18 protein-coding genes are annotated in these 17,824 nt (G+C 66.0%); 5 read left to right on the plus strand and 13 right to left on the minus strand.

Annotated features, from left to right (window positions below; genetic code table 11):
• Positions 1-80 precede the first annotated feature (80 nt).
• Positions 81-563 carry a nucleotide exchange factor GrpE gene (gene grpE / locus GD1_RS03450; RefSeq protein WP_059035677.1) on the minus strand — a complete coding sequence of 161 codons (483 nt, stop codon included), beginning with the start codon at positions 561-563 and terminating at the stop codon, positions 81-83.
• Positions 564-640: 77 nt separating this feature from the next.
• On the opposite strand from grpE, the gene GD1_RS03455 reads away from it, so the two are divergent.
• From GD1_RS03455 to GD1_RS03470, 4 genes are all read left to right on the plus strand, one after another.
• On the plus strand, positions 641-2,317 hold the full coding sequence (locus GD1_RS03455) for an Hsp70 family protein (protein ID WP_059035679.1): 1,677 nt from the start codon (positions 641-643) through the stop codon (positions 2,315-2,317).
• Positions 2,318-2,320: 3 nt separating this feature from the next.
• Entirely contained in the window at positions 2,321-3,958 is a 1,638-nt protein-coding gene (locus GD1_RS03460) for a hypothetical protein (protein ID WP_059035680.1), read from the plus strand.
• A 142-nt stretch (positions 3,959-4,100) separates the two neighbouring features.
• Positions 4,101-4,826: a TerD family protein gene (locus GD1_RS03465; protein WP_083533831.1), complete on the plus strand. Its 726-nt coding sequence runs from the start codon at positions 4,101-4,103 to the stop codon at positions 4,824-4,826.
• A gap of 204 nt (positions 4,827-5,030) precedes the next feature.
• A complete protein-coding gene (locus GD1_RS03470; RefSeq protein WP_059035682.1) occupies positions 5,031-6,326 on the plus strand; it encodes a lipase family protein in 1,296 nt (431 codons plus the stop codon).
• 14 nt (positions 6,327-6,340) lie between these two features.
• On the opposite strand, the gene GD1_RS03475 is transcribed toward GD1_RS03470, so the two are convergent.
• From GD1_RS03475 to GD1_RS03505, 7 genes are all read right to left on the minus strand, one after another.
• Complete coding sequence (locus GD1_RS03475; protein WP_059035684.1) at positions 6,341-7,033, minus strand: rhomboid-like protein; 693 nt, start codon at positions 7,031-7,033, stop codon at positions 6,341-6,343.
• A gap of 95 nt (positions 7,034-7,128) precedes the next feature.
• Positions 7,129-7,950, minus strand: coding sequence for a hypothetical protein (locus GD1_RS03480; RefSeq protein WP_244882501.1), 822 nt, complete (start codon positions 7,948-7,950; stop codon positions 7,129-7,131).
• Between the two features lie 19 nt (positions 7,951-7,969).
• Positions 7,970-8,917: a polyphosphate kinase 2 gene (gene ppk2, locus GD1_RS03485; protein ID WP_059035687.1), complete on the minus strand. Its 948-nt coding sequence runs from the start codon at positions 8,915-8,917 to the stop codon at positions 7,970-7,972.
• Positions 8,918-9,034: 117 nt separating this feature from the next.
• The gene (locus GD1_RS03490; RefSeq protein ID WP_053777099.1) at positions 9,035-9,547 is read right to left on the minus strand and encodes a DUF6764 family protein; all 513 of its coding nucleotides are present in this window, start codon (positions 9,545-9,547) and stop codon (positions 9,035-9,037) included.
• Positions 9,548-9,747: 200 nt separating this feature from the next.
• A complete protein-coding gene (locus tag GD1_RS03495) occupies positions 9,748-10,188 on the minus strand; it encodes an SRPBCC family protein (protein ID WP_059035688.1) in 441 nt (146 codons plus the stop codon).
• A gap of 63 nt (positions 10,189-10,251) precedes the next feature.
• Positions 10,252-10,929, minus strand: a complete 678-nt coding sequence (locus GD1_RS03500) for a DUF4166 domain-containing protein (RefSeq protein ID WP_059035690.1) — start codon at positions 10,927-10,929, stop codon at positions 10,252-10,254.
• Between the two features lie 148 nt (positions 10,930-11,077).
• Positions 11,078-11,686: a TetR/AcrR family transcriptional regulator gene (locus GD1_RS03505; RefSeq protein WP_059035717.1), complete on the minus strand. Its 609-nt coding sequence runs from the start codon at positions 11,684-11,686 to the stop codon at positions 11,078-11,080.
• Positions 11,687-11,728: 42 nt separating this feature from the next.
• On the opposite strand from GD1_RS03505, the gene GD1_RS03510 reads away from it, so the two are divergent.
• Complete coding sequence (locus tag GD1_RS03510) at positions 11,729-12,208, plus strand: PaaI family thioesterase (protein WP_053777101.1); 480 nt, start codon at positions 11,729-11,731, stop codon at positions 12,206-12,208.
• Positions 12,209-12,249: 41 nt separating this feature from the next.
• Here GD1_RS03510 and GD1_RS03515 read toward each other — a convergent pair whose 3' ends face one another.
• From GD1_RS03515 to GD1_RS03535, 5 genes are read right to left on the minus strand one after another with little or no spacing between them, the layout of a single operon-like run.
• A complete protein-coding gene (locus GD1_RS03515; RefSeq protein ID WP_059035692.1) occupies positions 12,250-13,596 on the minus strand; it encodes an LLM class flavin-dependent oxidoreductase in 1,347 nt (448 codons plus the stop codon).
• Positions 13,589-14,518, minus strand: a complete 930-nt coding sequence (locus GD1_RS03520) for a MetQ/NlpA family ABC transporter substrate-binding protein (RefSeq protein ID WP_059035695.1) — start codon at positions 14,516-14,518, stop codon at positions 13,589-13,591. Before GD1_RS03520 ends, GD1_RS03515 begins: the two co-directional genes overlap by 8 nt.
• A gap of 38 nt (positions 14,519-14,556) precedes the next feature.
• Positions 14,557-15,258 carry a methionine ABC transporter permease gene (locus GD1_RS03525; protein ID WP_020794799.1) on the minus strand — a complete coding sequence of 234 codons (702 nt, stop codon included), beginning with the start codon at positions 15,256-15,258 and terminating at the stop codon, positions 14,557-14,559.
• Positions 15,255-16,271: a methionine ABC transporter ATP-binding protein gene (locus GD1_RS03530; protein WP_053777104.1), complete on the minus strand. Its 1,017-nt coding sequence runs from the start codon at positions 16,269-16,271 to the stop codon at positions 15,255-15,257. Before GD1_RS03530 ends, GD1_RS03525 begins: the two co-directional genes overlap by 4 nt.
• A complete protein-coding gene (locus GD1_RS03535; protein WP_059035696.1) occupies positions 16,268-17,638 on the minus strand; it encodes an LLM class flavin-dependent oxidoreductase in 1,371 nt (456 codons plus the stop codon). The genes GD1_RS03530 and GD1_RS03535 overlap by 4 nt, the downstream gene beginning before the upstream one ends.
• Positions 17,639-17,824: the final 186 nt, after the last annotated feature.

The following is a 17,824-nucleotide window of genomic DNA, read 5'->3' on the forward strand; positions in this document are numbered from 1 at the left end:
ATTTCGACACGGGTCCTCGCTACGCTCGGTCCCGGCTCAATCACCAACCCGCCGTCGACAAGTCGAGTCGACACCTCAGCTCACGAGTACACGACCACCAACGCCGGGCGGACGGCGCGATCGCCGACCCGCAGGCCGGGGTGGACCACACGGACCACGGTTCGATCCACCGCATCTGGGTCATCGTCGTCGGTCAAAGGGATGACGTCGACGGCATCCATCATGGCGACGTCGAATGCCGTTCCGGGATGTGGGGCGATCACCGACCCACCGCGCCCGACGATCAGCCGGTCCAGCCCGTCGCGGAGTGCGGCGAAGGCCACTCGGTCGGCCTCCGTCGCTGCCGTCGACGTGCAGGCGGATGCATCGGCATAGAGCTCCAGCAACTCGACCAGCAGCGGAAGGTCGGCACCGGCGCGCGCAGCGGCCTCGCGTTTGCGATCGGCGTCGACCAGCCGGTCCAGTGACTGCGTCTGCCGGGCCAGGATCCGGCCGAGATCACCGATCCGTTCCTCGAGTCGGTCGATCGGATCGGCGTCGGCGGACTTCCCGGTCTCGGTCATCCCGGTAGCGTAAACCGACCGGCCGACAACCCGGGCGACACCCGATCGCCGGCGATTTCACGTTATCCTCGCGAACCGTGGGTGTTTACGGGATCGACCTGGGCACGACCAACTCGGCCATCGCCGCGATCGACCGCGACGGCAGGCCCGAGGTGATCAAGGACTGGAGTGGTGCGCCGACCACACCGTCGGTGGTGCTCTTCCCCTCGGCGCACGATCACGTCGTCGGCGAGGGCGCCCGACGCCAGGCACGGCTCGACCCCGACCACGTGTGCACGCTGGTCAAACGCCGGATGGGCGAGGTCGACTGGCGCTACGTCGCCCACGGGCGCAGCTGGTCGGCACCGGCGGTCTCGGCGCTCATCCTCAAGTCGCTGATGTCCGACGCCGAGTTCGCCGGAGAGAAGGTCGAGCGTGCGGTGATCACCGTGCCCGCCTACTTCGGCGACGAGGAACGCCGGGCCACCATCCAGGCCGGCACCTACGCCGGTCTCGACGTCGCCGGGGTGCTCTCCGAACCGATCGCGGCGGCCCTGTCGTACGGATTCAGCCGGCTCACCGATCCCCTCGCCACCGCCACCCCGGACGAGACCGTGCTGGTCTACGACCTCGGCGGCGGCACCTTCGACGCGACGGTCATCGAACTCGCCGATCGCCGCATCTCCGTCCTCGCCGTCGACGGCGACCATCAGCTCGGCGGCGCCGACTGGGACGAACGACTCGCCCTGCACCTGTCGCGCAGGTTCTGCACCGAGCATCCCGACGCCGAGGACCCGCTCGACGACTCCGCCGGGGCGCAGGCGTTGATCCTGGCCGCCGAACGCGTCAAACACGAACTGACCGAGACCGAGTCCACGTCGGTGATCGTGACGCACGACGAGCAACGGTCGGTGATCACGGTGACCCGCACCGAACTCGAGGACCTCACCGCCGGATTGCTCACCCGCACCCTCGATCTCACCGCATCGTGTCTGGCCGGGGCCGCCGAACGCGGTGTCCACCAGGTGGATCGGATACTCCTGGTCGGCGGTTCCTCTCGCATGCCCGCCGTCACACGGGAACTCACCGCACGGTTCGGGCTGATCCCCGAACTCAGCGATCCCGACCTCGCCGTGGCCCGTGGTGCGGCGATCTACGGCGACAAGCTGGAGATCGAACGACTCGTCCGCGCCGACCTGCAGTCCCGCGGTCGCCTGCCGGGCGTCGGCGGGCTGCTCGACACCGATCCGGCCGACCTCCACTCCGCCTGTGGACGCGTCGCCGAGGCCTTCGGGCTGCCCGTCTCCGGCGTACGTCGCATGCTCGAGATCCGCGTCGATACCGTCGTGTCACGGGGCTTCGGCGTTCTCGCGGTCAGCACCCACACCGGTGGACTGCAGGTGAGTTGGCTGGTGGAACGCAATCAGCCGTTGCCGATCAGGGTGCGCCGATCCTTCGGCACCATGCGCGCCGACCAGGACCGAATCGAGCTGACCGTCGTCGAACAGGCCGGGCAGGATCTCTCGCCACGTCCGGAGGACACCAAGGTGCTGATCGAGGGCGCGATCGACGACATCCCACCCGGATTCGAGGAGAACAGCGAGGTCCAGATCAGTTTCGAGATGGGCTTCGACGGCGTCCTGCACGTCACCGCATTCCACGTGTCCGCCGGTCTCCCCCTGACACTGACCGCGAAGACCGGTGCCACGCTGTCCCAGTCGGAGGTGGCCCGCGAGCTCGACCAGGTGCAGCGCAGCCGTCGCCGGGACGGGTGAGGCATGCAGCCGTTCACGCCCAACGACTACCGCAAGCGCGTGCTGGCCGCCGTCGAACGGCGCGGCGGTGCCGACTCGTCGGATTCCTTCGAGCTCTACGACATCCCGCTCGAGGAGTCCGACAGCCTCACCGACGACGAGGTGAACACCCGCATCGACGAGGTGTGGGGGTTCTGGCAACGCCACCGGGATCATCCGAAGTACCGGGTGCTGGTGGAGCGGCTCGTCGCCGAGCATCCGCATCGCAGTGCCCCACTGCGGCAGCGGGATTCGCGGTCCGCGGAGGCCAGGACGGTCAGTGACGCCCGACAGCAACGCGACCAAGGACGATACGAGCTGCTCGACAATGCGATCGAGCGACTGATGGACCGCTACGGCGGTATCCCGACAAGCAAACGTGCGGGCCTCGACGAGATCGGGGCGATGGGCGGGCTGACCGCCGACGAGGTGACGGTGCGATTGCGCCGGTACCGGATCATCGACGACGCCGACACCGCTCCGGAGCCGGAGATGGCCTCCCCGACAACATCTCTGAGTGATCAGCGGCTGATCCAGATCACCGAGTTGCTCGCCGAGTTCAGTCGGCGACGCGACGCCCCGCCGGTACACACGCTGCTCGGATTCCTTCGACTGGACACCGACGCGATCACCGACCGCGACACCATCTCGCGGTCGGCGGCAATCCTGCGCGAGCAGGCACGGGCCCTGCCTGCGGGCCGGATGCGAGCCCTGGTGGACGAGTTGCTGATCCACGTGGAGAGCATCCTGCTCGAAGCCCCCGCGACCGCCGACGCCTATCTCCGATCGATCCTCGACGGCGTCGACGCCGCCCTGCGACCACAGATCCGGGCCGCGGTGCTCGTCGAGGACCGCCTGCATCCATCCGACCATCAGTATCTGCTCGAGCAGGCCCGCGACCTCGACCTCAGCACCCGCGACGCACGGGCACTGATCACCCGGATCGCCGCGGAATACGGCGCGACAGTGGAGAACCCGCCACCTCCACCAGCACAGACACGAGCGACACAGACACCGCCGGCCGCCGCCGGTTCGCCCGGCGAGTGGCAGGCGGCGTTGCGATCGGCGCGCAAGGCACTGCGCTCCGATCGTCTCGACGCCGCCCGTGATCATTGCGCCCGCGCCCGCGCGGCGGCCGGTGACGACCCCGTCGCACGACGTCAGATCGACGCCGTCGCCGACGAGGCCGAACGTCGCAGCGCCGCACCGACACCCGCGCAGCCCGCGACACCGACGCAGACACCAGCACCAGCCCGACAGGTGACCACCGCACCCCCGACACCCACGACCCCCACCGCCACGACGCCACCGCCGGCCGGACCCGACCTACCACCGATCACCGGGGTCACGGTCAGCGGCGACCGGTTGCTGTTCACCTGGCCGGCCGGGGTCACCGAGGCGGTCGTCGTCATTCGTTCGGATGCCCCGCCGGAGTATCCCGCCGACCCGCGGGCCACCTCCACCAAGGTGACCAACACGCGCTACGAGATCGACGGCGGTGTCGTTCTCCCCCACTCCGCAGCACGTCAGGGGCATGTCGCGGTGGCATCGTGCCGACGCGACATCCGGGGCCGGCTCGAGGTGGCCGGCAGCTTCGGCCCACAGGCGCACGCACCCCTCTGATGCGGCCGGCCCGCCCACGCCGCCACCATCGCTAGGCTGGTCGTGACCCATGCGAAGAAATTCGCAATCCAGACAAACCAGACCCGAACCCAGATCCTCCAGAACCCTGACCCCCGACGACGAAGGCAGAGAACGCGACATCATGGGAATCGACTACACCAAGCGTCCGAAGGCACAGCCCACACCGCCGCCGGCCCAGGGATACCCCGCCCAGCCGGCCCAGGGATACCCCGCCCAGCCCCAGCAGCAGCCGCCGGCCGCGCCGGTGTCGTTGTCGAAGGTCACGCTGACCAAGTCGGCACCAAGTGTGTCGCTGACCAAGCAGGGTTCGGCCACCGGGCAGATCCGGGTGAACCTCAACTGGACCTCCGGCGCCAAGGGCGGCCTGTTCCGCCGCTCGTCGGGGGTCGACCTCGACCTCGCCTGCCTGTGGGAGTTCAGCAACGGCGACAAGGGGATCGTGCAGGCCCTCGGCAACTCGTTCCAGGCACCGTACGAGGGCCGTCCGATCATCTACCTCGACGGCGACGACCGCTCCGGCTCCAACACCGGCGGCGAGAACATGTACATCGACCTGTCGGCGTCGGCCATGATCCGGCGCATCCTGATCTTCGCCTACATCTACGAGGGCACCCCCAACTGGGCGAGCGCCAACGGCGTGGTCACGCTGTTCCCGGCGAACGGCCCGGAGATCGAGGTCCGCCTCGACGAGCACGACCAGGGCGCCATCTCCTGTGCCATCGCCACGATCGAGAACCGGGGCGGCGAACTCGTCGTCAACCGCGAGGTCCGTTACATCCACGGTTCGCAGTCGAAGGTCGACGAAGCCTACGGCTGGGGCCTCAACTGGCGCGCCGGACGTAAGTAGCCACCACCTCGTCGGTCTCCACCGCGACGCACGCCTGCGCGAATCGTGTGAGGGTTGCCGTCGACATGCGCGCTCGATCTCCGTCGCCGTTCGTCCCGGAATCCGGGACGAACGGCGTTCCGGTAGGCGAGGTGCCCCCGGCGGCCTGCGACGGCTCGGCTACTGTCGACGACGACAACTACGCACCAGTCGGGGGATTGTGCTGTGACCTTCATTCGTCGTGCCCGCATACGCGGGATCGTTCCGTTCGCGCTCGCCGCCGCGCTCGCCGGTTCAGTCGGGGCGGGCACCGCCGCCGCATCGCCCACCGCCGCACCGCAGCCGGGGCCGCTCGCATCCCTGTCGACGCAGCTCGACGACGTCGCGCGGGCGGTCGCGCCGACACCGGACCCGTTCTACTCGCATGCGCCGATCGCCGCCGGCACCCCGCTCGGGACGGTCCTGCGGTCCGAGCCCGCGCAGGTACCGCTGGTCACCGCGCAGGTGCCCGGCGTCCGGGCATCGCGCATCCTGTACGTGACCACCGGCGCCCACGGCAACCGTGATGCCGCGAGTGCGGTGGTGCTGGTTCCGCCGCAGCGGCCGAGCGACAAGAGTCGGGCGCTGATCGCCTCGGGTATCGCCGACGAGAGTCTCGGCGCGTACTGCCGTCCGACGTCGTCGCTGGACAACACCTCCCCGGTGTCGAGGTTCCGCAACTCCGGCCCGTTCGACTCGGCGATGCCGTCCCTGCGCGCCGGACACACCGTCCTGGTGGCCGACCTGGTCAACGACGGGGGACCCGCCCCGGCGGCATCGTTGCTGCCGCGCACCTCCGGACATGCCCTGCTCGACGGGGCGCGCGCCGCGCTCCATCTCCCCGGGACCGGACTCGACGCGTCGTCGACGGTGGCACTGTACGGTCCGTCCGGCGGCGGTGCCGGTGCTGCCGCCTTCGGTGCCGAACTCGCGCCGACGTACGCTCCCGACCTGCACATCCCCGCGGCGGTGCTGGGGCAGATCGTCCCCGACCACCACAACTTCATCAAGGCCAACAGCGGGTCGGTGGGCGCCGGATTCGCCTTCGCCGATCTGCTCGGATTGCAGGTGGGGCATCCGGAGATGCGGATCGACGAGAAGCTGAACCCGTTGGGCCGCAAGGTGGCCGAGGTGTTCCGGTCCAGTTGCACCTTCCCCGCCTACACCGCGCTGTCCCATCTCCCGCTGGAGGCGCTGTTCGAGCCGGGGCACTCGCCGTACGCCGAGGCCGACTATCGCACCGCCTTCGCCACCCAGGCGCTGGCCACACCCACCTCGCCGACGCCGACGGCCACGCTGCGGATCACCCGCTGCGACTCGAATCTGTCGCCGGTGTCGGTGACCCCGGTCGGCGACATCGCCGGTGCCGCATCCGCCTATCGGGCTGCGGGCGCCGACGTGAGCACCCGGGTCGTCTCCTGCCTGGGGTCGGTCACCGACGTCTACGCACCCGATCTGGCCTGGCTCCTCGAACAGGTCTGAGGAGCGCCGGCGGGTCACGACCGCCCCACCCGTCGCAGCCGGGCCCGTAGGCGTCCGGGGATCTCTGACGGATTCCATTGCGGTGCAGGGCAACCGCGGGTGATCGGATACCACGCCAGGCCGATCAGCGCCGACAGCGCATGGCCGATCCCGGTGAAGGTGACGTGGGTCAGCAGCGGCACCCCGAAGACGACGACCACCCCGGCCAGATAGAGCCAGCGCCACGGGCGGGCGATGTGGTAGGTCAGCACGCCGCCGATCGCGGCGAGGAAGTAGCTGACCCCGATGTCGCGGACGTCGACCATCGAGGGGCTGGTCGCGCCCTGCCGGATCGCGTACTCGAGGGCGCCCTGACTCAGGTATGTCGCGATGACGTGCGCGCTGAACCCGACGACGAACCATCGCACCGGGCCCAGCCAGCGCTCGGCCGGGACGTGGAAGAGACAGAACAGCACCAGGTACGGCAGCCACACCTCGCCGTCGATCCAGAACAGGCTGGTGACCAGCACCCGGAACGGGTCATGGGTGAGGTTGGCGATGTTGGTGGATCGTTGGCCGAGCACCTCGTCGAGTTCGACCGGCGTCAGCGACCGCTGGATCGCGGTGGTGACGAACAGGACCGCCAGCCATGCGAAGGTGAACGGTGCACTGCGGACATATCGCCACAGTGCAGCGCCCATCGCGCTCAGCCACGCGAACCGGGACATTTGTGTCACACCGAAAGTGTGCCCGGAGTTGGGGTTTCGTGGTCGAATTCAGGCCCGAATCGTTCGAACTGCCCGAGTTGTCGCCCCGCCGGCGGTCAGTACCGCGTCCGGCCGCCGATCAACCGCGTCACGACCCCGACCACGGTGACGGCAGCGCCGATGGCCGCGGCGATCATCGCCCACCGGGTGAGGTCGTCGGCCATCGCGTCGATCGCCAGGTTCGTCACGGTGTGACCGGAGCCCTCGGTGGAGACCTGCCGGTCGATGATCGTGGTGGCGTTGAGGGCCACCACCCAGCACAGTCCGGCCGCGAGCAGTCCGCCGATCCCGATCCAGGCGAGCACGGTGCCGCGCCGGTGCCCGAACAGCAGCGCGAGGATCGCGGCGGCCGCGGCGATCACCGAGGCGCTGTAGGCGATCGTCTCGATCTGTCCGCTCACCTTGTGGTACCGGCCGGCCTCGAGGTTCCCGTGCTCGGACATCGGGACCAGGACCGGGTCACTGACGGTGAGGTCGAACGGCAGGTTCTGTTCCGACAACGCCCGGTTGATCATCGGGGTGATGTCGAGCTCCATCGTCTGGGCGGAACTGCCGGCCGGTGCCTCGTCGAACAGCCATGCGTGCTGCTGGCCGACGAGGTCGCTGAAGTCGGCGGGGAACGAATCGCCCTGGACGTAGCCCACCGCCAGCGGCCGGACGACGGCACCGGCGCCGGGGAACTCGGTCCGGGCCGCCACCTCCTCGGTGATCTCGTCGGCGATGAAGTCCTGGACCTGCCCGTCGTAGGCGAGCGGCGCGATCACCGACACGAATCCCTCGGTGTCGGTGACCCGTTGGGTGACCCACATCGACGGGAGGGCAACGATGATCGCGCCCATCGCGACCAGGGTCAGGATGGCACTCAGAAACGTCCGCACGCGACGAGGCTACCGGCGATCACTCACCGACGACGTCGCGGGCACGTCCCAGGATCAGCGGGTCGGGGGCGCCGACGAACTCCTCGTTCTTGCCCTTGTAGTCGAACAGGGACAGGACGTGCCGCATGGCGTTGAGCCGGGCCCGCTTCTTGTCGTTGGACTTCACCACGGTCCACGGTGCGATGTCGGTGTCGGTGTTGGCGAACATCGCCTCCTTGGCCGCACCGTAGGAGTCCCACTTGTCCAGCGAGGCGAGGTCCATCGGGGAGAGCTTCCACTGCCGCACCGGGTCGATCTGGCGGATCGCGAAGCGGGTGCGCTGCTCGAGCGGGCTCACCGAGAACCAGAACTTCACCAGGTTGATGCCGTCGTCGACGAGCATCTTCTCGAAGGCGGGCACCTGCACCATGAACTGGTCGTACTGATCGGGGGTGCAGAATCCCATCACCCGCTCGACGCCGGCGCGGTTGTACCAGGATCGGTCGAAGAAGACCATCTCGCCTGCTGCCGGGAGATGCTGCACGTAGCGCTGGAAGTACCACTCGGTGGCCTCGCGCTCGGACGGCTTCTCCAGGGCGACGACGCGGGCACCGCGGGGATTGAGGTGCTCGTTGAAGCGCTTGATCGTGCCACCCTTGCCGGCCGCATCGCGTCCCTCGAACACCAGCAAGTGCCGCTGACCGGTCTGCTTGGACCACTTCTGCAGCTTGAGCAGCTCGATCTGCAGACGACGCTTGGTCACCTCGTACTCGCGGCGACTCATCCGCTCGTCGTACGGGTAGTCCTCTCGCCAGGTGTCGACGACGTTGCGCTCGGGCAGCGTCAGCAGGACGGGATCGTCGTCATCGTCGTCATTCACCTCGAACTGAGTGGTGTCGTGCAGATCGACGAGGTGCTGCAGGGCCTCACGACCGTTCAGCTTGCTGAAGTCGGGCCCCAGGGTTTCGAGATCATGTAACTCGGTCACGCTCCCACGATATGCCGTGCGCGCGAACGCCGCGTGGCCCCTCGGTGAACCGGAGTGTGACCGTTGGGTGATCTTCGCCGGTTCTCACGGCGACGGCGAGGCGACGGAACCCGAAGATCAGTTCCCCAGGTTGATCGATCCGTACTTCAGGCATGCCTTGCCGGTGGTGGTGTCGGCCGCCGCGGCGAACCCGCCCGCACACCGGACGCCGGGACCACCGGAGTAGGCCTGGCCGCCCCAGCCGCCCACCGACACCGAGTACCCACCGGCCCGCGCCTGCGCGACCGCGAGCGACTTGGGGCCGGTGGTGATGGCGTACGAGGTACCGCCGGTCGTGGCACCCGAGAGCGCCGACGAACCTGGCTGCTGGTTGATCGCATTCGCGTGGCCACCCTTGTCCGAGACCGCCACGGCGGTCCCGCCGCCGGTCTCCTCCGCCCTCGCCGTACTCCCCGCACCGGCGCGTGCCCCACAACCACTCAGTCCCTGAATCCGTTGCACCTCATGACCGTTCGAGGCGGAACAGGTGTTCGCCTGGGCATCGGCGGCGCCGAGCCCCAGACCCCATGCCGCACCGGCGCCGCCGATCGCGAGCACCAGTGCTCGTACCGCAAACCTGTGGTTTCGCAATGTCGTCGGCCTCCTTGACGGATGGAAGAAAGTGGGTTACCGAGAGGTACCCGGCACAGCGTACTCCTGTGGAATCGGACGAATCCGCCGTCGAGAGGCAGGCGAGGTCACGGATCGACAACGTTCTTCCGCCGAAAACGGCAACGGGGACCGCCGGTGGTGAAACCGGCAGTGCCCGTTGAGAATTCAGCGATCAGTGGTCACAGCTTGGCGCGGCGCTCGCACTCCGCGGTGAGTCCCTTCTTCGCGGTCTCGACGGCCGTCTTCTGACCACGCTTGATCAGCATGCCGGGGAGTTTGACCTTCAGGTCGATCTCCAGCTCGAAGTCCACATGGGACCCGTCCCCGTTGGGGGTCACGGTGTAGACACCGTGCTGCGAGGCGAGCATCTTGGACTCCACCAGATCCCAGGTGCACGTGTTGTCGGTCCAGACATAGGAGACGGTCTGGTCGTCGTTGACGCCGACCGCCGAGACGGTCATCGAAACCTGGTCGGGCGTACCGTCCTCGTGCTCGGAGACGATCTTCGCCGCCTTGTGCGCCGACGACCAGTCCGGCAGGGCCTCCACATCCATCAGCACCTCCATCACGACCGACGGGGGCGCGGCGACATCGAACTCGGTTTTCGCATTGACTGCCATGCGAGAAACCTACCCTTTGCCGATCGGGGACAGGCGGTGAACCACGCGAGTGCGTGACGCGTCTCAGGCCTCCCGGTCGACGAGGTTCAGCGGCCACGCCTCGTCGGGGATGTCGCGCAATTCGCAGGCGACGTCGGAGACGGTGAACCAGCCTCGGAAATGCAGGATCTCGCCGACCATCGGATTGCGCACCGTCGCGTCGCAGCGGAACCGGTCGTGCTCCTCGTCCCACCCTTCGATGTACTTCATCTGGGTGGCGAACGGGCCCTTCATCCCGATCTTCGGTCCGCGGCCGAGCCACCGCAGCGGACCACTCTCCAGCAGCAGCTCGCCGGCCGGGGTCACCGACGGCTCGATCGGGTAGAGCAGTTCCGGGCCGTCACCGAAGTAGTCGACCAGCCCGGTCCGTCCGGAGACCAGGACGGAGTTCAGCTTCCGCGGACCGGTGGTGTAGTCGAACGAGCGCAGCACCGCCAGACATTCACGGCCGATCTCGTCGCGGTAGCAGTAGTGGCCCTGGGTGAACGGGACCATCCGGCTGGTCTTGGAGGGCAGGGCGTTGCGTTTGCCGTAGTACCAGAAGAACGGTGGCGGCAGCGCCGAACTGATGTAGACCGACTCGAGCATGCCGGTACCCATCTGGGCGACATTCGACGTCGAGTCGATGCTGTACCGCCAGGCCACGTTGGGGTGGAGCCGATCGAAGTCCGACCCGAGTACCTGTCGGTATACCGGCGTCATTGATCACCTCACTCGTCACCGTTCCGCAAGAACCTACTATGTTCCGACTCACAGGGACATACCCGAAGGAACGGAACCAGGTGACGTGCCCCGACGGGCACGACTCCGCCAGGCACCACTCGGCAGGTGGCACCCAGACAGGTGACGTTCAGACGCCGGCGGCCTCGTCACACAGACGCGCGAGCTCGGCGATGACACGATCGAGCGGTTCGACGCTGCGCCGGGTCTGACACATCCCCACCGCACCCTCGATCGCCGAGACCGTGAGGTTGGCCAGCGAGTCGGCGCGGTCGGGGTCGACCCCCTCGGCGATCAGGCGGGTCGCGATCAGCCGCAACCAGTCGCCGAAGATGCGCTGCGACTCGTCGGCTACCTCGGGTTCGGCGCGCCGGGACAGTCCACCGGCCAGGACCGGGCACCCGAACTGATAGTCGGTGTTGACCAGCATGCGACGCCAGACGTCGCCGATGCCGAAGACCGCCTCCGACGGCGAGCCGGGATGCTGACCTCCGATGCGTCGGGTGATGAAGTCACCGGCGTAGCGGACGGCCTCGGTGACCAGCTGCGTCTTGCCGCCGGGGAAGTGATGGTAGATGGACCCGCGGGGCGCCCCGCTCGCGGAGATGACGTCCCCGATCGAGGTGGCCGCCACACCGTCACGGCCGATCAGGTCGGCGGCGTGCACGATCATCCGTTCGCGCGGACCGTCGTCCCCCACACGCGACGTGCCGATGTCGCCGGAGTCGTCGTCGAACATCACCGCCACCTCCTATGTAGACCTTCATAATCAGGCGGTTCTATGCAACCATACATAACCATGACGACCTCGACCGAACCCATCGGTGATCCCACCCAGATGTCCGGCCTGGAGCTGCTGCGGGCATGGCAGGCCGCCCCCCATCACGATCAGCCCGGCATCGGCCGGCTGCTGGGGATGCGCCCGGCGAGTATCGAGGAGGGCGAGGTGCGCTTCGTGGTGACCCCGAAGCCCGACTTCTCCAATCCGCTCGGGACCGTGCACGGCGGGATCTGTGCGACCTTGCTCGACTCGGTGATGGGCTGCGCGGTGCACACGACGCTGCCCGCCGGCGTCGGCTACACGACCCTGGAACTCAAGGTGAACTACATCCGGTCGGTGGCGCTCGACGCCGGCGAACTCACCGGTGTCGGCACCGTGATCCACGTGGGTGGCCGTACCGCGACCGCCGAGGGCAAGGTGTTCTCCGCCGACGGCAAACTGGTCGCGCACGGCACCACCACGTGCATCGTGTTCCGGTAGTCCGAGCCGGGCCCGGAGACAGACGCGTCCGGACGAGCGACCTAACCGGTCCGGCGGATCGAACCCGACGACGGCCGGTCTGGGGTGCGCTCGAGGCCCAGATGCCCACGCAATGTCGTCGATGTGTACTCCCGCCGGAACAACCCTCGGTCCCGGAGGATCGGTACGACGTGGTCGACGAACAACTCGAGACCCGACGGGAAGACATCCGGCATCAGGTTGAAGCCGTCGACAGCGCCCGCAACGAACCAGTCCTCGATGGCATCGGCGATCTGTTCAGGCGATCCGACCACGACGCGGTGCCACGTGATCACCCGATCGAGCAGCTGACGCACGGTCAGGTTCTCCCGCCGAGCGATGTTGACGACGATGTCGCGAGCTCCCTGGGAACCGCTGATCGGCGCCGCGCCCTCGAGGAGCCAACCGGGAAGCGGCTTGTCCCACTTCAGCTCCGCCACATCGACGCTGAGTTGACCAGCCAGATGTGCCAGGCGTCGATCCCCGGCGAGCTCGTTCAATTCGTCGTTTCGCGACCTGGCCTCTGCCTCCGTACTGCCGAGCACGAACGACAAGCCAGGCATGATTCGGATCGCCTCGGCGGGACGGCCATGCGCGATCAACCGACTCCGCAGCTCCTGCGCGTTGGACAGCGCATCCTCGAGCGAGGCCTGTGCCGCAAAGACCCCGTCGGCGTACTTCGCCGCCAGATCCAACCCGCCGGTGGAACCGCCTGCCTGAAACAACACCGGATGCCCCTGTGGGGATCTGGGTAGAGTCAACGGCCCGTCCACCGAGAAGTGCCCACCGCGATGCCGGATCGGTCGTATCGCACCGACCTTACTGAACGCACCCGTGGACTTGTCGGCGACAACTGCGTCGTCGTCCCACGAATCCCACAATGCCCGGACGACTTCGATGAACTCGCCGGCCCGCTCGTATCGAGTAGCGCGGTCGGGTTGTTCACCACCACCGAAATTGTTCCAGGCATACCGATCACTACTCGTCACGACGTTCCATGCCACACGACCCCGGCTGAGGTGGTCCAGCGTCGAGAATCGGCGGGCGACGTTGTACGGCTCCTCGAACGAGGTCGACACCGTACCGATGAGTCCGATGTGTGTGGTCACCGATGCCAGTGTCGACAACAACACGATCGGGTCCAGGGCCAACGGTGGCGCACTCAGCGGCTGGTCGGGCGGCTGGAACAACGACGGACTGTCGGCGAGGAAGACCGCGTCGAGGGTTCCTCGCTCCGCGATCTGCGCAACACGAATCCAGTACGCCGGATCCGTGAACCACGACGGATCGGAACTCGGATACTGCCACGCGGCTGGGTGCATACCGTCCGAGAGGACATTGACGCCCAGATGGAGCTCTCGATCAGCCATTGTTCGCCGCTGTCGGATCGGCCGGCAGGATCAACTTCTTCGTCTCCGGATCGGTGGCGATGAACTTCTGTACACGCGGATCCTTGAACGCCTTGATCAGGTTCTGGATGTTGTCCGACTCCACGTAATTGCTGCCGACGGTCAACACAGATGCGAACTGGTTCGGTGACGGTGGCGAGAAGATCAGCTTGTCCTCCGAGATACCGGCGGCCACAAATGACTCGGCGTAACCGACGACGGCATCGAGTTCGCTGAGCGCTCGTGGCTGCGCACCGAAGTCGAGTAGCGTGAACTGCAGATTCTTGGGGTTCTCGACGATGTCCTTGGGTGTCAACGTGGCAACGTCAGCGCCCGCGCGAAGCTTGATGAGCCCGGCCTGTTCGAGGTACCACAGACCTTGCGCCTGGTTTGCGGGGTCAGCCAAGAGCGAGACCCGCGCATTTTCCGGAATATCTTGCGGTGAGGAGTATTTGTCCGACCAGATACCGAAGATCCAGTGGAAGAACGGACCCGTTCCCGCCTGTTCTTTGAAGTCGGGATTGGAATCGAGGACCTGGCCCAGCCAGTGTTCGTGTTGAAAGATCGTTCCGGCCAGCTCACCTTCGCTGATCGCACGATTGATCTGTGTACTGTCAGCGATACCAGTTCCCTCGACCTTGATATCGTAGTCGGCCGCGACGTTGTCCCTGATGAAGTCGATCACCGCCTTCTCAGCCGGATTCGACTCGAGATAAGCAACTTTCAGAGTTGCCCCGGACTCGGTCACCGCCGAATCCGAGCCGCCCACGCGACTGTAGACGAAGGCGGCCACGATCGCGCCGATGACAACCACCGCACCGACGATGAATGGCCAACGCTTTCGCTTGACAATCGTGAACCCCTGCTCGGACTGATCGTTTTCAGGGGATGTCTGGGTACTCATGACCTGATGTGTTCCTGTCTGACATGCAAGAGGAGGGGTCAGCCACGCTTGGCGCGGCGGGCGAAGAAATCGCCGGTGAACTGAACGATCGCAACCGTGACGACAAGTACGACAACCGTTGCGATCATGACGTTGTTGTCGAACCTGAGGTATCCGTATGTCACTGCGACATAGCCAATTCCGCCAGCACCGATGGTCCCGGCGATAGCCGAGTACTCGATCATGCCGATGGTGTTGATCGTCATGTTGCCGATCAGAGCCGGCACTGCCTCGGAAAGTTGGGCTTTCGTGATGACCTGTAGATGGGAGGCACCGGAGGCGAGTGCGAGATCGGTCACTGCATCAGGAACATCTCGCAGCGAATTCTCGACCAGCCGCGCGAAGAACGGCACTCCTGCGACCGCCATCGGCACGATCGCTGCCCGGATCCCGATCGTGGTACCCACCACGAAGTGGGTGAACGGGATGATCGCCGCCATCAGCACCAGGAACGGCAGCGACCGTCCGATGCTGACAATTACGCCCAGGATCTTGTGCGCGGTCGGATTCGGAAAGAGTCCGCGCGGTCCGGTGTTGTGCACCAGTACGCCCAGGGGCAGACCGAGAGCGAAGACGATCAGCATCACCACGCCGACCATCACCAGCGTTTCCTTGTAGGCCGGAATGATCAGAGACGGTAACTCCGAGAGCGGTGTCGAGGTGGATGCGAGGTTCTGTGTCGTGGCGGCCAGCACACTCACGCTGCTACCTCGACCTTCTTCTCCGAGTTGGCATCCGAGACCTCGATGGCTTCCAGGCCCCACTCCGACAGAAGTCCGGCGATGTCGAGACCGTTGCGCGCAGCAACCGACACGACCGCCTGCCCGATCTGCACTCCATTGACCACTTCGACTGCCGCCGACTGCAGCTCCACCGGAACGCGAATCGCGCGGCTCAACCGCTCGATCCAGTCCCGTGCGGCATGCGCGTCCCGATAGAGAACCCGCCACAACTGCCTATCGGGTTGGCCCGCTGGGACATCGACGCTCGGGAGCAGACCTCTGCCCAGCTCGGATACCGGATCGGTCAGAAGATCAACGATGTCGCCTTGTTCGACGATCTTGCCATGATCGAGCCGCGCGACGCTGTCGGCGAGATTCCGAACGAAGCTCATGTCGTGAGTGATGGCGAGGATGGTCAGATCGAGGTCGCGACGCAACTCGTCGAGCAGATCGACGATCGATGCGGTCGTCTCCGGGTCCAAACCCGATGTCGCCTCGTCGGCGAGCAGCACGGACGGACGCAATGCCAGCGCCCGGGCAATACCCACTCGTTGACGCTGGCCCCCGCTCAGCTGATGTGGATAGTGGTCAGACCGATGCGAAAGACCCACGCGATCAAGCAGTTCGGATACCCGTGCCTTGGTCTCCGCCGGAGTCACGCCCAGGCACTCCAGAGGGAGTGCCACGTTGCCGGCCGCAGTTCTCCGAGACAGTACGCTCGACGCCTGAAAGACCGTTCCAATCCTGCGCCGAGCAGACCTCAACTGGGATTCCTTCAGGCCCGTCAACTCCTGACCCCCGACTACGACGCGGCCCGAAGTCGGCTGCTCCAACAGATTGATACACCGTGCGAGCGTGGTTTTTCCGGCACCGCTGGGACCTACGACAGCGAAGACCGTGCCGGTATCGACCTCAAGATCGATACTGTTCAGCACCGTCGCCGATTGTCCATGATGGGTAAATGTCTTGGTCAGTTGATCGAGGACGATCACGCCGCCCCCACTGCCTTGCGCGGAACGGGCACAAGATTCGCATCAGCGGGTAGACCCAGATGTTCACGCAGCGTCGAACCCGTGTACTCCGTACGAAACCGCCCTCGCCGCTGCAGTTCCGGGATGACGAGATCGGCGAACTCCTCGAATCCGCCAGGCGTATACCCGGCCGAAAAGAGGAACCCATCAGCCTCTCCACCGTCGACGGCAGCCTCGATCTGGTCGGCCACCTGAGCCGCGGTACCCACGAACTGCGGCAATAACACACCCTGGGCGTACAGCTTTCCGATATCGCGCAGCGTCAGGTTCTCGTTCACACTCAGACTCCGAGCGACTTCGAAAAGCCCCTTCGTCCCTGGAACATCGATGTCGGCGATCACAGCGTCGAGGTCATAGCCGGAGAAATCATGGTCGGTGTGCACCGACAGCGTGATCAATCCATCGGTCGGATCGGCCAGTTCGTTGTGGAACGCCTGCTTTTCCCGTGCGATCGACTCGGTCTCACCCACAAACGGAATGAACGACGGGAGTATCTTGACGCCGTCGGGATCACGACCGAAGTCGGAGGCTCGCGACTTGATGTCGTCGTAGTAGGCCTTACGCCCCACAGACGTCGGGTCGATCTCGAAAATCGCTTCTGCCCAGCGCGCAGCAAAATCCCGCCCGCGGGTGGATGATCCCGCTTGAAAGATGACCGGCCGTCCCTGCGGTGAGCGGGGAACCGACAGCGGGCCCCGAACATCGAAGTTCTCCCCGTGATGATCGAGCCTGTGAACCAGGTCCGGGTCGGCGAAGACACCCGCCTCTTTATCCTGGATCAGAGCTCCATCGTCCCAACTGGCCCACAGCCTGAACGCGACCTCAAGCAATTCCTCGGCACGGTCGTATCGCACGTCATGGTCGAGGTGTCGGGCAAGCCCGAAGTTCTGCGCCTCGACGGTCGTATTGGAAGTCACAACATTCCAACCGACGCGGCCGTGGGTCAGATGATCCAGAGTGGCAAAGCTCCGGGCGAGGTCGTATGGCGAGTAGAACGTCGCCGACGTGGTCGATACGATCCCCAGGTTGCGCGTGACACCCGCGACGACAGGAACGACGAAGCGGGGATCCAACCCGGCTGCACTCTGAGTACCGCGAGCGAGCGGGTCACGAATATCGTTGCGGTAGCGGGCAGGAGTCGCAGAATTGTCGGCAAAGAAGACGAAGTCCAATTTCGCGCGTTCGAAAACCCTACCGAGGTGCTGGTAGTACTCCGGTGTGAGAAACCCGGGATCACTGCGTGGATGACGCCACGAAGGATGACTGTGGGTTACATTCCCTGCAATCAAAAACCCGCCCAAGTGAATTGGACGCCCATGTGCCGACATCGAGATCTCTCCGTTCGTTGCTGGACCGACTGCAGCCGACCACCACGCATCGGCCTGAACAGTGTCCAATTGAGAGATTCCGCCAACAACGTTTACGTTCATGCACGGCAAAAGACGGGCCGGATTCGCCTGTCATAGCCGGCCCGAGTCACCAAAAAGCGGTTGCATCATGATCCGATTTCTCAT

It is taken from the genome of Gordonia desulfuricans NBRC 100010, from assembly GCF_001485495.1.
In the GTDB taxonomy this organism is placed as follows: Bacteria; Actinomycetota; Actinomycetes; order Mycobacteriales; family Mycobacteriaceae; genus Gordonia; species Gordonia desulfuricans.

Bases quoted from the DNA above. Each gene is read 5' to 3' on its own strand.
- GD1_RS03505 (WP_059035717.1), bottom strand. From the start codon at position 11,686: ATGTTCGACGACGACTCCGGCGACATCGGCACGTCGCGTGTGGGGGAC.
- GD1_RS03535 (WP_059035696.1), bottom strand. From the start codon at position 17,638: ATGTCGGCACATGGGCGTCCAATTCACTTGGGCGGGTTTTTGATTGCA.
- GD1_RS03475 (WP_059035684.1), bottom strand. From the start codon at position 7,033: ATGTCCCGGTTCGCGTGGCTGAGCGCGATGGGCGCTGCACTGTGGCGA.
- GD1_RS03520 (WP_059035695.1), bottom strand. From the start codon at position 14,518: ATGAGTACCCAGACATCCCCTGAAAACGATCAGTCCGAGCAGGGGTTC.
- GD1_RS03495 (WP_059035688.1), bottom strand. From the start codon at position 10,188: ATGGCAGTCAATGCGAAAACCGAGTTCGATGTCGCCGCGCCCCCGTCG.
- grpE (WP_059035677.1), bottom strand. From the start codon at position 563: ATGACCGAGACCGGGAAGTCCGCCGACGCCGATCCGATCGACCGACTC.
- GD1_RS03500 (WP_059035690.1), bottom strand. From the start codon at position 10,929: ATGACGCCGGTATACCGACAGGTACTCGGGTCGGACTTCGATCGGCTC.
- GD1_RS03465 (WP_083533831.1), top strand. From the start codon at position 4,101: ATGGGAATCGACTACACCAAGCGTCCGAAGGCACAGCCCACACCGCCG.
- GD1_RS03510 (WP_053777101.1), top strand. From the start codon at position 11,729: ATGCAACCATACATAACCATGACGACCTCGACCGAACCCATCGGTGAT.
- GD1_RS03515 (WP_059035692.1), bottom strand. From the start codon at position 13,596: ATGGCTGATCGAGAGCTCCATCTGGGCGTCAATGTCCTCTCGGACGGT.
- GD1_RS03460 (WP_059035680.1), top strand. From the start codon at position 2,321: ATGCAGCCGTTCACGCCCAACGACTACCGCAAGCGCGTGCTGGCCGCC.